The following is a 15,359-nucleotide window of genomic DNA, read 5'->3' on the forward strand; positions in this document are numbered from 1 at the left end:
GTGTTCCATTAATGCTTGGCAGGCTCTACGATAACGCCGCCACCGGATAACACCTTCACCGTGCCGGAAGCAGACTCGATCTCCCGGATAGCCCAGTTATTTAGCGGTACGTCCTGCCAACTGGAAGTCTTGGCGCTGGCGGTAGGACGTTGGAACAATTTATTCAGAACCTTAACCGCTTCCGCGCGAGACAGTTTGTTATCCGGACGGAAGGTTCCATCCGTATAGCCTTGCAGAATACCCGCTTGCGCGGCCATCTTGATCGCGTCGGCAGCCCAATGCCCTTGCGTATCGCTGAATGTTCCGGCAGATGCTTGATCGCCTGCGTCAGATGGCAGTAGCCTGGAGACGATCTTGGCCATCTCCGCGCGGGTAACGGCGACATCCGGACGGAACAGCCCTTTGTGATCGCCGAGCATCAGCCCGGAGCGTTGCATGTAGCCGATTTCCTCCGCAGCCCAATGTTTGGCCGCGACATCCGCATAACCTTTCGCTTGCGTTGACGACATGCCTGTCGTAGAGCCATCCGCGCCAAGACGATGAAGAATGGCTGCGAATTCCGCGCGTTTGATCGATTGCGTCGGGCCGAAAGTGCCGTTCGGGTAACCGAAAATGTAAGGCTTCAGTACCGAAGCTTCTTCATTCGTTTGAACGGACGTTCTAACGATCGTAAACGTGCTGAATTTGTTGACGACGATCGCTATTCCGGCAATTTTGCCGTTCTCGTCGTAACGAATCTCGCCCGACGCAAGTACTTTCTCGCCGTCGCTGTGTTCGATATATACGCTCAATTCGGACAGCATTTGTTTAGCCGCCGCCTCATCCGTCGGCAACCCCGAATTCGCCAGCGGGAACAGGAGCTCCGCCTTAAACCCGTTGGAGTTGGTTTCAATCCGGACCGGATTTCCGATTACGGAAGCCGACTTGTTTCCTGTCGCTTTCCGTACCGGTTCAGAGGTCAGAACGCGGGATTTCACTTTATCCCGTTCATCGTCCGCCACTACCGGAATAACCCGGAAGTAAACATCTTGTCCTTTCTTGCCTAATTGCTGCAGCGAAGCGGCCGACAAATCGATAACCGCTTCGGGCAATATGATTTGCAACGATAACCCGCCATCCGCGAGCAAGCTCAAGGCACCAGCGCTGAGATTCACCATCCGCTCATCCGCAGGATCGCCAGGGATATCCGTCACGTAAATTCGAGCGATGCTGTCATTGTTCTGTTTCGATTTGGCCAATATCATTCGCGCCTTATCCGCATCCAATTTCACGGTATCGAGCGCAATTCCCTCTTTCGTGATCGTCCGGACGATCTCGATCTGATCCGACCACTTCCCCGCGCCGCCGGCAATCGTCGATTGTCGCACGGTTCCTTCCGGGCTGCCCGTACCGGACTTGCTCACGCGGGTTACATTGACGGAATATGTCCGCGAAGCGGTCAGATCGGCCGACTCGACTTTAACGACGATGTTATTTTTCCCTAGCTCGAGGTTAGGAGCGAATTTGCCTCCGCCCTGCAACGATACGCCCTTTACCGTAACGATTGTCTGCGGATCGTCCGCGATCGCCGTAATCGTTGCCCAACCGTTGTCGGTGTTCGCTTTGGTGCCATAGCTTAATCGATAAGGACTGAAGTCGCCGTCCATGATTGCGCTCGCCTCCAGACTCGAAAGCAATGGCGCCTGTGCAGGAACCGCCTTCTGTCGAACGACGGACAGGGTATACTTACGTTCGCTGTCGTCCTGCGCACGGACCTCGATCACAACGGACGTGCTGTCTCCGCTGAGCGGAACGTTCACCGAACCGCCGGTTACGGCTTGACCGTTAACTTGAACGACGGCATTCGCTTGCTGCGCGACAGGATGAAGTTCTAGGACAGAAGTTGCGCTCGGTACAAGCACCCGGTATGTCGGCACGTTCGGGTCAAAGCCCGGCGACATTACAGCCCCGGTCGTGGCGATGTCCAGTTGCTGCAGATCGGCATTGTTGCTTGGCATGCGCCAGACGACAACTTGATACTCGCGCGTAGACGTGCCATCCGGCGAGACGACGGTAACCGGAATCGGATTCTCGTTCGCGTCCAAAGGAATCGTCTGAGAAGCCTGGCCGCCCTGTACGGCTTGGCCGTTGACCCTAATCTCCGATCCCGCCATCTGGGCGTGAGGAGTCAAGGTTACCTCTTCCACCGAGTCTTCTACATATACGTTATACGTTTCTTCCGTTCCGGTAAAAGGTTGAGCGGCAACCGCTTCGCCCGTTTGCGTCTTCAGCGTCAACGCGTTCAACAGCGCCGCGTTAGAGCCGGTTGCGATACTCAGCGTATAAAACCGCTCCGGCGGATTACCGGCAGGCTTCACGCCGATTTGTACGGTTCGCCCGCCTTCCGGCAAGTCGACTTCGACATACCCGCTTGTCGGCAGCGGCGTACCGTCAATCGAAACGGCGGAAGACGAAACCATCGGTACCGCATATACGCGAACTTTATTTGAATAGGCTATGGCCTGATAATCGCTTGTACCGAATTGATACGGCGCGCTCATCGTCGCATCGCCCGTCGTCAGCGCAGCCAAGTCGTCCGGATAGGTTAATCCGATTCCCGCAGTATCCTTCAACACCTCGAACCCATGCGTTGTCTCGTTGCCAGCCTCGTCGGAAGCCTTCATCGTAATGAGGATCCGATCCGTATTGCTGTCCCAAGCGAGCGGAGCATAGTAGACGAAGCGGCCCGTATCGTCAATCGGTACGATAACTCCGCCGATATCCAGCTTCGCTCCGGCTTCGGTTTGCCCCTCGATTAGCAATTTGCCGGAGAAGTCGACCGTACCGTTAAGCGAGATCGACTTGCCCTCCGTATCATTGCCGCCGGAAACGACCAGCAGCGGCGCCGTGCGATCGACGAACAGCTTGCGGTACTCGATGCTACGGTCGCCGCGCGCGTTCACCGCTTCGATCCGCATCTTGTATTCTTGCTCTCCTAATGCATTCGTGTCCAGCAATTCGTTCAGATCGAACGAATGAGTCCCGTTGGCCGATCCCTGCACGCTATCGAAAGTCCGTCCGTTAATCGTCAGGGTCAGCTCAGCCGCCTGATTCGACGTTACTTCAAGCGTTGCCTGTTCGGCCGCCGTAAGGAAAAGCTTCTCGTCGCTTCCGTCATAAGCTGTCGAAGTGCGCTCGACGACCGGTTTCGCTCCCGCATCGAGCGATACGGTCAGCGCGGCCGGCTGAGGTACCGGGAGCCTCAAGTTAACGTTCTCGGACAGCGGACTCAAGACAAGCCGTCCTCCTTGCTCGCCGATCGCCGAAACCGCGATCGTATAATCCGCATCAACCCGCAGGCCGGAGATCACCGCTTGCTGCGAAGCTCCGGATTGCGGAGCGAAGTCCATGATTGGCGTCGTAGGCTGCGCATCCGCCCCTTCGCCTACCCAAATCCGATATCGCTCCACTTGACCGGTTACGGAAGCAAACTGCAGCGATACTTCCCCGTTACCTGTGGACAGAACGCTAAGCTGAGAAGGCGCATTTAGCGCGTATGGAGCCGTTACCTCCACCTGATTGTCAGCAACCGCATACGTTGACGCGTTGTCGGCGCTTGTCGCCGCTACCGTCAAATAATAAGTGCCGGGTATCGTCATTTCCGGGATATCCATGACTTTACTGCCCGAAGCCGTTAAACCGTCCGCAAGCACTTCTCCGCTGTAAGCGTCTCTGCTTCCTGTCAGCATAATAGCCACTTCGGTGTCGGCTGAGGCATTCTCCGTCGACCACGTCACCTGAATACGATTGCCCGTATCCGCAAGCGAAGTGACGGAAGCTTTGACGTCAGGCGACGGAATCAGCTTCTGAATTTGCAGATCGACTTTGGTATTGTTCTGTACGAGCCATTTGCCCGCAGGTGCATTGAGCAACGACACGTAAAGCATGTCTCGTCCATCCTGCACGGGGTTCGGAGTCACGACCTGCGTTTGATCCAACGGATCTCCTCCGGAAGAAGGGGCAAGCACCCTATCCGCCGCCGGCTGCAAGTAGGCGTTGCCGCTCTGATCTGCGAAATTCAGCGTATAAGGCTTGCCGTTCGGCGCAAGAACGACCGTACCGGTGTTGCCGCCGCTAACCGAGAGCATATAATCGCCCTTCTCCGCCAATTCGAAGTACTTGGAATAACGTCCTTCGTCCAGCAATGGCTTGATGGACTTGAACTTCCTGTTTAATTTGTAAGCCGCGACGCTCGTAAAGGCGCTGCCCACCGCTTTCCATTGTCCATTCAATTCAACCTTGTCGAGCCACACGGTCATCTTCTTCTGAGCTTCGTCGAACGTAACGTTCATCCCGCTCAAATTCGGATCGGGCTGCAATTTGTAATACTCACCGTTAGGCGCGTAAAGCTTCGTCTCTTCGTCCGCGCCGTAAATTTCCACGATGGCTTGACCGCTGCTCGTGCGGCTCATCTCGATATACGTAGGATAGGCCTTGTCTTGCACCCATTGCCGCAACTGTTCCATTGTCGTCAGCGACGGCACATCGTTAATCGCCGCCTTCGGACTCTCGTCCGCGCTGATCAGCCATGTTCCGCTTTCAACCGCATCCAGCAGAACGTGCAGATCGCCCGAATCCATGAAGGAATTCCAACCAGGTTCGTTTTGCGACATTTGCACGTTATACGGTCGTCCATCCGGTTTATAGAGGATAACCTCTCCCTGCGCTGCTTCGATGTTCAAAGCGTAGGCGCCCGCTTCTTCTATAATCAGGGATGTCACCGATCGATCAGGCGTACCCTCCCATACAGCGGCCAGTTGGTCCAGCGTCAACGATTGGTTTGCGAACAATAATTCGTTCACGCCGATTCGGCTGCCGTTCCCGGTAATGAGCTTCCAGTTTCCTTCATATAACGATGCCCGCATATAGGTTGTATTTTGGCCGTCGTTATATACCGCTTCCGTTTTTATCGTATTTTCGACACTCGGATTTGCTGCGGAAGATGCCTTCAATACGGCCGACCGTTGGTCGCCGGTCATGACGATCAGTGCCTCATAAGAACGGTTGACCGTGAACTCGGAGCTGATCTGACTGCTCGATGCGTCCGCATTCATCGTCATGCGCGGCATCCGGTCAACCGCCGTCAATTGCCCGTCCGCAATTCGCGCGTTAACGTTCGTCTCCGTCGTATCTTCCGGCTGAATCGCCAAGCGCATCGGCGTCAGCTCGTACACTTTTTCCATTGCGCCTGTCGTCGAAGCAAGACCGTTGGCAGCGTTGAATCGGGCAAAATCAAAAGATTTCTTCCAATCGTCGGCGGCCGCAATCAAGAACGGCGAAGAGTTGTTCGGCTTATTGTAAAGAATTAATTCCTCTAATATATCTCCCAATGGTGCGGTCTGCTCGAAAAAATCGTTGACGCTGTTGTAGAGATCGAGACCTTTCTCCCACCACGATTTCTTCGGCGGTTCCGCCTCTACTTCGAACAGAATCGTATTGTTTTGGAACGTATACGTCACTCTCGCGTTGATGCCGTTATGCTTCATCAAACCCGACATCCCTTTTTCGTTCACGCTCAGCACGACATTACGCACCGTCGCTCCGCCGATGCGCGGAATGCCCTTAGGCACGTACACGGTTCCTTTGAGCACGCCGCTGTAACCTTTCTTGTTAAAAGAATACGCGCCGATGACCCCTTTGACGTAATCGAACACGCTAATATTTCCTTTGGCCAAGAAGCCTTGCGAAGCGAAGCCCGGTAGTGCGGCGATCTTCGGATCTGTAACGACCTGCATGCTCATGTCGTTCACCGGGAACCAGTAATAATATTCGATTCCGCTGGCGTCGAAGCCGTAATTGGTTAGATCGACCGCGATAGAATCCGTTCCGAGCAGATTGAATTTGTAATCAACCGTCGGGTGCTTAAGCATCGGTACGATAACATCCGCTACCGAGCCTGTCACGCTGAACCTCTGAGGGATTTGCGACTTCCCTGCCAGGTTATTCACGTTGCCGAACAAATAATTGACTTGGAGTCCCGTCGAAGCAAGCTTCGTCTTGTCGTACATGCCGAAGCCGATCTCGTCTAGACGTCCCTGCTTGAGCTTCATAAGCAGATCGAAGCCGATGCTATTATTAGGTAATTTGCCTTTTGCCTTCACGCTAACATAAGGGATTCGGCTGTCTATGACGAATTGGGTATCGCTCACGTCAAGCGGCCCCACCTTAAAGCTCTTGTTCATCGAATAAGTACCGTTGATATCGAATCGATTATTGCGATATTCGATTTTCTCTACGGCTACGGAGCTGAATACCTTCTGATTCCCGACCATAAACCCGATGTCCAGCGTACCGGACATATCCAATCCGCCTTTGACGAATGTAAGCTTATTAGCCGTAAAAGGCATTTCTATGCTCAAATAATCGGCGGCGCTGTTACCCGATAGATTGAGAGAGAAATCGTTCGAATCTATCGTGAACGGTCCGTCGTACAACGTATAGGACACGTTAGCGCCTGGCGTTCTACTGCTGTTGACGTAAAATCGCCCATCTCCGGTAATTACGGATTTCGTCGGATCCGTCTTGTCAACCACGAGGCTGCTGCCCTTGAACTGGACGTTTCCGTTTATCGTCACGACCTCGGAGGTGTCATTAAGGACATACTCCTTCGGCTTTAAGTGAGATTCCGTGAACGGTCCTTGCAACCACATACTGGTCGGTTCGTTGCCCGAACCCGTGCCGGGCACGTCCACCCGGTCGAAATTGCGCGGCTTGTAGAAGTCGGTGTTAAATATTCCCAATCCCTCGTTATGCTCGGTTGTCGAGGGATCGTCGATAAACTCGTAATCCTGGTAAGTGTCATGCTCGAGATGCACCTCATAGGTGCCTGGCGGCAATTCGCCATCCCAAGTCAATTCCAACTGACTTTTATTCAGAATGGTGTGTTTTAGAGGAATCGTGCTGTCACCGTTTTTCAGAAAATAGTGGATTTCGCCCAGCGGCTTGCGATGCAAGTTGGTTATGCCTTCGCCGACGGCTACGATTCGCTTCTTGTCTTTCACGTGCAGCACTGAAGGACCTATCCGATCAATCCGGACATCCGGCTCTTCCATTGATGGATCGTTATCCAGCACAAACCGCGCGATCGGAGTAATACTCGTGCCGAGTTCGTTAACTGCATAACCTCGAACCTCATACTCCCGTTGCCAGGTCAAACCGCTCAATGTAACGGTGAACGAGCCTGTTTCTTGCGGATTGGCCGTATAGGGAACCGCGATCCAAGCCTCGCTACCCTCTTCCGTATACGGACGATACTCGACCCCGCGTGAACTAACCGGTTTGCCGCCTAGCGAATAAACGCTGTAAATCACGCTGACCGTATCATTGAGATGAGCCGGATCAAGATTAATCAACGGATCATCGATCATCTTGATCCCCGGAGGGGATGGCGGCGTATAGCCGAACACCCATGTTTCCCCCATAACCCCGGCGGGCTTTGTTTCGATATAATGTCCGCCTTTGATTTGATGTTTGTCCCATACGTCCACCGCATCGCGATGCCCGCCGAAAACGATGAAATTGGTGCCGTCGAACGCCATACTGGCATTCGTAATCGGGAACGGCTGCTGATTAGGGTATAGCTGAAGCTCACCCGGATAGCCAACATCGTCCAGAACCGCGAAATCCGACGATCCGAGCTGCGGAAATCTCTCCCAAGCACCGTTTTTCCAGCCGTAAGCCATGCTGGTTCTTGGGTACGGATAATGGGATGAAGGCATTTTCAGATCCGTAAAAAGCGTACTATTGCTATTGTACAAATGAACATAGTCTCGAGCTCCACTGAGGATTACCACCCGACGACCATCATAAGCCATCGCGTGATCCCAACGACCGAATGCCTCCGGACCGGTCGTCGAAGTCCATTTCAAAGTATCGGCATGCCAGTGCCATAGATACGGCGAGCTGTCTTTAATGGTTTGGCCGTTTTCCGTTGTATTCCCGGTAATCCCCCCATACAACACAGCCGCTTGCCCGTCGAAAGCCATCTGCCCATTGTATGCGGCCGGAGGGGAGTCAGCGGGATCCGAAGGCGTGACTTCCGTCCAATTCGTCCCATCCCACAGCCAAGTATCGCCGAGCGGAACTTTCGTAGCTCCGTTAAGTTTATATCCGCCGAACAGAACCAGTTGCTCCCCGTCGAAAGCGAGCTGCGCACCTGCTCGTGCCGAGGGAGATACGCTAGGAGTCAGTTTCGTCCAGTTGGCCGTATGTCCATCCCATAACCAAGTATCGTTGAGAAGGCCGGAGGAGCCTTGGCCTCCGAACATCAACACTTTTTGGGTTGATGGATCGAATGCCATTACCGCCAATTTGCGTTCGACCGGATTAGAGAGCGAACCTGTCTCTTGCTGCCAGGTTTGCTCGCTGCCATCCCAAACCCAAGTGTCCCTAAGCAAGCCGCCGCCCTCGCCGCCGAACAATACGACATTCCCGGCAGCCTCATCGTAAGCCATGCTTGCAGCTTGTCTGGCAGCCGGTTTAAACGTACCGTTCTCTGCCCTCTTCCACGTATAGTCCGTTAACTTGTCATTCCCGTATGTACTGGATGTAACCGAGATCATTGGATCGTCTGAACCTTGTTCAGATCCCTCTGCATAAGCCGTATTTCCGCCTCCATACTTAAGAGGCATGCCTTGAAGCAGTAACGCGACGATCAAGAGCTTGATCAATCCTGAATTCCAACCCTTGCGCACTGATGATTCCTCCATTCGTTTGACTGTTCCAACCGTCATTTTTGGACCCTGTTGACCTTTTTTTTCAGCGTCTTCCAGACCTTCCGGTACAATTCGACAGTAATCAACAACATTATACAGACCTGCGATAAACACAGAATAAACAAGACTTCTATATCCATAGGAATACTTCCCATTCAGTGGGGGATATTGATACCGGCGGCAGCTAGTCGGCTTTATGCCGATCATCGTTTCCGGCATTCTGTTTGAATTATCGGTGGATTACCAGGTATTCCTCCGGTCAGCTCCATGTCGCGAATCTTACATCCACGGATTCCCCGTTTTTCGGACTTTTGTAGCAAACAGTAAGCAAGAGTTATTTTCTAACGGAAACCACGATCGCTATTTGGACGAAAACAACTGTTTCAGAATTTTAACGGAATTGGGCGCCTCTAATTATGCTCAAATGGCATGCTTTCATTGGAAAATACTAAAATAGGAGCGCTAGCTTCCGTTAGATTTTGAAAAGTGCCTTTATCGGCAGAATAACGTCTGTGTGTTCCGTTAAATTGAAACTATCAAACTTACTCCCTCTTACCGTTCGCCAGGGGCTGACGGATGACAATGATCAACAATAAATCCAACAATATGGATATTAATGGTTAGATAATAGAAATCAATCATGCTATAGTGAGTCAAATGTTCATTACCATGATGAGGTCATGATTGAGAGGAGATTTCATATGCCACCACCAGGAAAACTGAATAAAGAGAGCCTCAAAAAAGCCACTTATACCGGTAAGCAAGCGCCCTGGATGCCGACCCGGTCCGATCCCGTCCATCAACTGCAAACCGAAGCCGGCAATCAAGCTACTATCCAGATGATGCAAGACGGCGGCCAGGGCGGCAACTCCGGCGGTTGGTTCAGCAACATGTTCAACAGCATGCTCCCCAACTTCCCCTCAAGCTTTGGGGATCCGAAGATGAAACAGTACGTCCGGGCGGGCGTAGCAGCCGGATTCGAAAATGATTCGGTGGACATTTATGATATGTGGCAGTATAGAAAAGACCCGGAAAAACTGGATCAATTCATGCGTAGTCGTTTAGATTAATGAACGATGGACCATTGACATCCCCTTCAAATACAGCCAGCTGCGCCTACCTTTACTGGAGGCTGCAGTTGGTTGTATTTGTCGTAAGGGTATCAATAGATTTGAATGGGGCTCGCCACAAATCCGTAACAACTTGCCCATTGTGCATAATTGCCCATTGGGCAATAATATAATTATGAAATGAGGTGAGCGCTTAAGCGGTTATATGATAAACAATCAAAGCCTACGCCATATGAAGAGGGAAGCAACCGCGACCGCGCTTGCCGATGCAGCATATGCTCTTGCGCTGGAGAAAGGGATGGACGGCTTCGTTGTCGAGGACGTCGTCCAGCGCGCTGGCTATTCCAGAAGAACGTTCGCGAACCATTACTCCTGCAAGGAGGAAGCGGTAGCTGCTGCGGCTATCGTCTTTCACGGTGCCGAAGAAGTAGAGGATTGGATTGCAAATCTAGACGAGCATGTGACCCCTCTAGATTTTCTTTACCATTTAATGAAGATGCAACTCACCGCGGAACATCTCGGTAAATTGCAACAGCTTATGTCTATGTCGAAGCAGTATCCGACGCTTAAACCTTATATCCTTAGCGCGCTGCGCCGTTTACAAATAACGGCCCAAGAGACGCTAAGCGAGTTGTCCCAAGGCCGATATCCAGCAGGGTACACCCATCTTCTCGTTGGCGCGGTTTACGGCGCGGTGCTCCCTTTGCTCGACGGCAGCCTGAACGTCCCGTTGCCGGTTCAATCCTCAGCGGAAGATTCGAAAGCCGATACGTTCGATCATTATTTGGACACTATGTTCGGCTACTTGCGCAACGGATTCTAACAAGAGTAATTTCCATATGCAAAGGAGAAACATTAACGTATGTCAACTTTCCTGTACAGGTTAGGCAAGTCTGCCTATTCCAAACCATGGTATTTCATTATTAGCTGGATCGTGATCTTGGGCGTTGTGCTTGCCATACTTGGATCGAACGGAATACATGTCAGTTCGGATATGAAAATCGAAGGAACGGAATCGCAGAAGGTGTTGGATCAGCTTACGGAACAACTGCCGGAGGCTTCGGGAGGACAAGCCAGCATCGTTTTTAACGCGCCGAAGGGCGAACGCCTTGACACGCCGGAGCGTTTGGCCTCCATTAACGAAGCCGTTAACGAGATATACAATCTTGACTATGTCATAAATGCGATAGAACTAGCCGCGGAAGCCGGAGCCTCGATGTCCGGCGGCGCGCAAGAGAACGCATCCGCGCAAGCAAGCTCAAGCGAAGTTCCGCCCTATGGCCCTCTGATCGTGAATGGTGTTCCATTACCCGGGGTCATGCTTGCATCCGATGGCAGCGTTGCCTTGTTCCAATTCCAATTCACCGTTCAGCAAATGTCGCTGCCCAAATCGGTTCCGGATTCCGTAATCGAAGCGGCTATGTCTGTCGAACAGACGGGCATTTCCGCATTGCCTAGCGACTCGTTATCGGGCAAGCCCGCTATCGGTTCGACCGAAGCGATCGGCATCCTTGTTGCCGCCGTTGTTCTGTTCATGACGCTGGGTTCGGTCGTCGCGGCAGGGTTGCCTCTTCTGACTGCATTTATGGGAGTAGGAATCAGCGTCGGAGGAGCGTATGCCTTCTCGAAAATGTTCCATATGACCGAACTCACGCCCGTTCTTGCGCTTATGGTCGGGCTTGCCGTCGGAATCGATTACTCGCTCTTCATCGTTAACCGGCAGCGCCGCATGATTCTCGATCAACGACTGAGCGCTAGGGAAGCCGCAAGCAGAGCGGTCGGCACCGCCGGGAGCGCCGTATTTTTCGCCGGTTTGACCGTTATTATTGCGTTATGCGGCATGCTCGTGATCGGAATCGGCTTCTTGTCCGCGATGGCGCTTGTTGCCGCCGTGGCCGTTCTCGTCAATGTTCTCGTTGCCCTAACCCTATTGCCTGCTTTGCTCGGTCTGGTAGGCGAGCGCATCTGTTCGGCTAAAGCCCGCGAGAAGAACGGTGCCCAAACGAACAAAACGTCTCAAGGTCTCGCGCATCGCTGGGCAACCGGAGTAGCGAAAAGACGCTGGGTTATTATCGTTGGCGTCATTGTCATTCTGGGCGCAGCGGCTCTCCCCGTCGCCAAAATGGAGATGGGCATCCCTTCCGGCGCTACCGCGAATCTGGACACGGCTTCGAGACAGAGCTACGATGCGATCTCCGACGGTTTCGGCGAAGGCTTTAATGGTCCGCTCCTTCTTGTCGCCGAGCCTAAAGGCGCTTCGGACACCATCACGCCAGAAGCGCTGGGCGGGCTCGTTCAAGAGCTCCAACAGCATAAGCAGGTTACGCTCGTAACGCCGATGGGCGTGAACAAAACCGGAAATATGGCCATTATTAGTCTCATTCCGACAACAGGACCTACGGATACCGAGACCAAAGAACTCGTGCAAGAACTTCGGGCTCCCGATTCGAGCTTTGCGCAGACGTATGGAATGTCGATTGGCGTTACCGGATTTACGGCAATCAATATCGATATGTCCTCGAAGCTGGCCGAGGTATTCCCGCTCTATGTCAGCATCATCGTCGTTCTTTCGCTGATTATTCTGCTGCTCGTATTTCGCTCGATCATCGTGCCGGTCAAAGCGACGGTCGGCTTCCTTCTCAGCGTTCTCGCCACGTTCGGGATCACTACCGCCGTATTCCAATGGGGATGGCTTCATTCCCTCTTCGGCTTCGACACCGGAGGCCCGCTGCTCAGCTTTATGCCGATCATGGTTACCGGCATTCTATATGGATTAGCGATGGATTACCAGGTGTTCCTAGTCAGCTCCATGCGGGAATCTTACGTTCATGGACATCATGGAACGGAGAGCGTCGTTCACGGCTACAATCAGGCCAGCCGCGTCGTCGTGGCCGCAGCCGTCATCATGGTATCCGTATTCGCGGGCTTTATTTTCGCCCATGATATCATGATCAAACAGATCGGTTTTGCGTTGGCGATCGGTATCTTGATTGACGCCTTCATCGTCCGCATGGCACTCGTCCCTGCCGTCATGGCGATCTTCGGCGACAAAGCCTGGTGGCTGCCGAAATGGATGGATCGGATGCTTCCGAATCTGGATGTCGAAGGCGATAAGCTTCTTGCCGAACTGAAGAAACAGGAGAACTCCGCCGAAATAAAGGCCGGATGACTTAGCTCTTCATAGATGAAAGACCGTCAGGATGATTTGAAAGCATCCTGACGGTCTTCTCTAACTACTCCTCTTTTCCCCCTTTCCCTTCCTTCTTTTCCTTATCTTTCTTATCTTTCTTATCTTTCTTATCCTTCTTATCTTTCTTGTCATCCTTTTCATTTTTGTCTTTATTTTTATCTTTATTTTTATCTTTCTTATCCATATTCCCTTTCTTATCTTCTTTCTTGCCATTCCCTTTATCTATTTTCCCGGTTACGGGACGCTTGAACTCGGATACCGGAACCCCCTTTAAAGCCAATGACATCATCTCTTTGAAAATTAATGCCGGATATTGTCCGCCTGAAGTCGTTAAATAATGCTTGCTATCCGTATTGTCGTAGCCAAGCCAAACCGCCCCTACCAATTCCGGCGTATAACCGACAAACCAAGCGTCTTTGGCACCGCCGGTAATCCCTGCGAATTGTTTGTTCCGCGGAAGCTGCGTCGTCCCCGTCTTTCCCGCTACCGGACGGTCCATGGCTGCATTTTTTCCCGTTCCTTCCCGGACTACGTCACGCAGCAACTCTGTCATCGCGTAAGCATTCTCCGGTAACATAGCTGCAACCGATTGAAGCTCGGCCTCAGCTAATATTCGTCCATCCGTTGTAGTAATTTTAGTAATCGTATGAGCTTGAACCTCTGTCCCCAGATTAGGAAAAACACTGTAGCCCTGCGCCATCTGAAGCGGGGATAGCCCTTGGGACAGTCCGCCCAACGCCAAGCTTAGATTGTTATCTTCTTCACTGAGCGGAAGTCCGAGCTTCTCCACAAACGCTTTCCCGGTTTGCAGTCCAATCTCGTTCAATAACCATACCGCCGGAATATTCCTCGATTGAATAACTGCATCTCGAAGCGATACTTGCCCCAAAGTTCGATGATCTGAATTTTCCGGCCTATAACCATTTATATCTAGCGGACCGTCATACAGCATCGATTTAGCATCATACCCGTTTTCCAGGGCAGGCGCGTAGACCATCAGCGGTTTGAATGCCGATCCGGGTTGTCTAACTAGCTGCGTTGCGTGGTTGAACCCGCGAAATACATGTTCACCCCGTTGCCCCACGATTCCGCGAACGCCTCCGGTAGACGGGTCCATGATAACCGCTCCACTCTGTACAAGTTGATCGGTTGCGCTTTGCGGAAACAGAGAATCATTACGGTACGTTTGTTCCATCGCGCTTTGAACGACTGGGTCCAGTTCCGTGTAGATGAGAAGATTTCCCGCTAACAGCTGGCGCTCGGTAAATCCATATAATTCGATAGCCTCATCGATCACTTCATCGGTATACGAAGCATATTGACCTAGCAAATGGTTTTGCTGTTCCGACGGAACCTTGTTGAGTACATGAATCGGCTCGACAATGGCTTGGTTGTACTCGGCTTTCGAAATAAAAGCTTCATCCCGCATTAAGCCGAGCACAAGATTTCTTCGCTCCAACGCGAGTTCCTTATTCTTAAGGGGGGAATAACGACTGGGGGCTTTCGGCAGCGCGGCCAACAAGGCGGATTCCGCCAACGACAAATCCTTCGTATCTTTGCCAAAATACCGCTTAGCCGCTCTCTGTATCCCCCACTGGCCTTCACCGAAGTAAATTTGATTCAAATACATTTCGAGTATCTCGTCTTTATTATACGAAGATTCTATTTTGAGGGCATAGGCTGCTTCCGTCAGCTTGCGCGAGAACGTTTTTTCACCGGTTAAAAAAACGTTTTTGGCGAGTTGCTGGGTAATCGTGCTTCCCCCCTGCGCTACCCCGCCTTCCTTCGCATTGCGGAAAACGGCTCTAATAATGCCAAAGGCGTCCACGCCGGTATGATCGTAATATCGCTTATCCTCGACCGCGACGATCGCTTGCTGCATATGTAGCGGAATTTGGTCGAGCGATACGTGCTCTATTTTGACGGAAATCATCTGGGAGCTTGGCTCGCCGTTCCTATCTATCAATTGAGTCGGAGCTAGTATGGGAACAACCAGCTTCTTAATATCAAGAGAATTGATCCAATAGGCTCCGATCGCGACAAGCGTCGTAAACGCGAGGAGGAATGCGATGATCAGAACACGAAATCTTTTCATAAATCTATAGAAGCCGGAAAAGCGTGTCATTCTGGAGTCGGTGCGGGTATTTCCTTGTTCCTTATGTACATTCTGCTCTCTCATAGCTGTCTCCTACTGTGGAAAATCGTATTATTAACCCGAAACTGATGGCTTAAGTCTATTTTAATAATGGGAAAAGTTCATCTTGGAGTCAAATGAATATTCTACCAAGTGTTTTCGCGATTTTAAAAAAGCCGCCCAGAAGAGAGAACTCTTTGGACAGCTTCTTA

5 protein-coding genes are annotated in these 15,359 nt (G+C 52.0%); 3 read left to right on the plus strand and 2 right to left on the minus strand.

Translation table 11 applies throughout. The annotated features are described in order from the left end of the window. Positions 1–8: 8 nt before the first annotated feature. Positions 9–8,732: a cadherin-like beta sandwich domain-containing protein gene (locus tag HH215_RS16515; protein WP_169280906.1), complete on the minus strand. Its 8,724-nt coding sequence runs from the start codon at positions 8,730–8,732 to the stop codon at positions 9–11. Between the two features lie 722 nt (positions 8,733–9,454). On the opposite strand from HH215_RS16515, the gene HH215_RS16520 reads away from it, so the two are divergent. The 3 genes from HH215_RS16520 to HH215_RS16530 all read left to right on the plus strand — a co-directional run bounded on the left by HH215_RS16520 (position 9,455) and on the right by HH215_RS16530 (position 12,992). Further along, a complete protein-coding gene (locus HH215_RS16520) occupies positions 9,455–9,823 on the plus strand; it encodes a hypothetical protein (protein WP_169280907.1) in 369 nt (122 codons plus the stop codon). A gap of 205 nt (positions 9,824–10,028) precedes the next feature. Further along, on the plus strand, positions 10,029–10,646 hold the full coding sequence (locus HH215_RS16525) for a TetR/AcrR family transcriptional regulator (protein WP_254450512.1): 618 nt from the start codon (positions 10,029–10,031) through the stop codon (positions 10,644–10,646). Positions 10,647–10,685: 39 nt separating this feature from the next. Then, positions 10,686–12,992 carry an MMPL family transporter gene (locus tag HH215_RS16530; protein ID WP_169280908.1) on the plus strand — a complete coding sequence of 769 codons (2,307 nt, stop codon included), beginning with the start codon at positions 10,686–10,688 and terminating at the stop codon, positions 12,990–12,992. A gap of 64 nt (positions 12,993–13,056) precedes the next feature. On the opposite strand, the gene HH215_RS16535 is transcribed toward HH215_RS16530, so the two are convergent. Beyond that, a complete protein-coding gene (locus HH215_RS16535; RefSeq protein ID WP_217362298.1) occupies positions 13,057–15,192 on the minus strand; it encodes a transglycosylase domain-containing protein in 2,136 nt (711 codons plus the stop codon). Positions 15,193–15,359: the final 167 nt, after the last annotated feature.

Origin of the sequence: Cohnella herbarum (assembly GCF_012849095.1) — a bacterium.
Classification (GTDB): Bacteria; Bacillota; Bacilli; order Paenibacillales; family Paenibacillaceae; genus Cohnella; species Cohnella herbarum.

Bases quoted from the DNA above. Each gene is read 5' to 3' on its own strand.
- HH215_RS16520 (WP_169280907.1), top strand. From the start codon at position 9,455: ATGCCACCACCAGGAAAACTGAATAAAGAGAGCCTCAAAAAAGCCACT.
- HH215_RS16525 (WP_254450512.1), top strand. From the start codon at position 10,029: ATGATAAACAATCAAAGCCTACGCCATATGAAGAGGGAAGCAACCGCG.
- HH215_RS16530 (WP_169280908.1), top strand. From the start codon at position 10,686: ATGTCAACTTTCCTGTACAGGTTAGGCAAGTCTGCCTATTCCAAACCA.
- HH215_RS16535 (WP_217362298.1), bottom strand. From the start codon at position 15,192: ATGAGAGAGCAGAATGTACATAAGGAACAAGGAAATACCCGCACCGAC.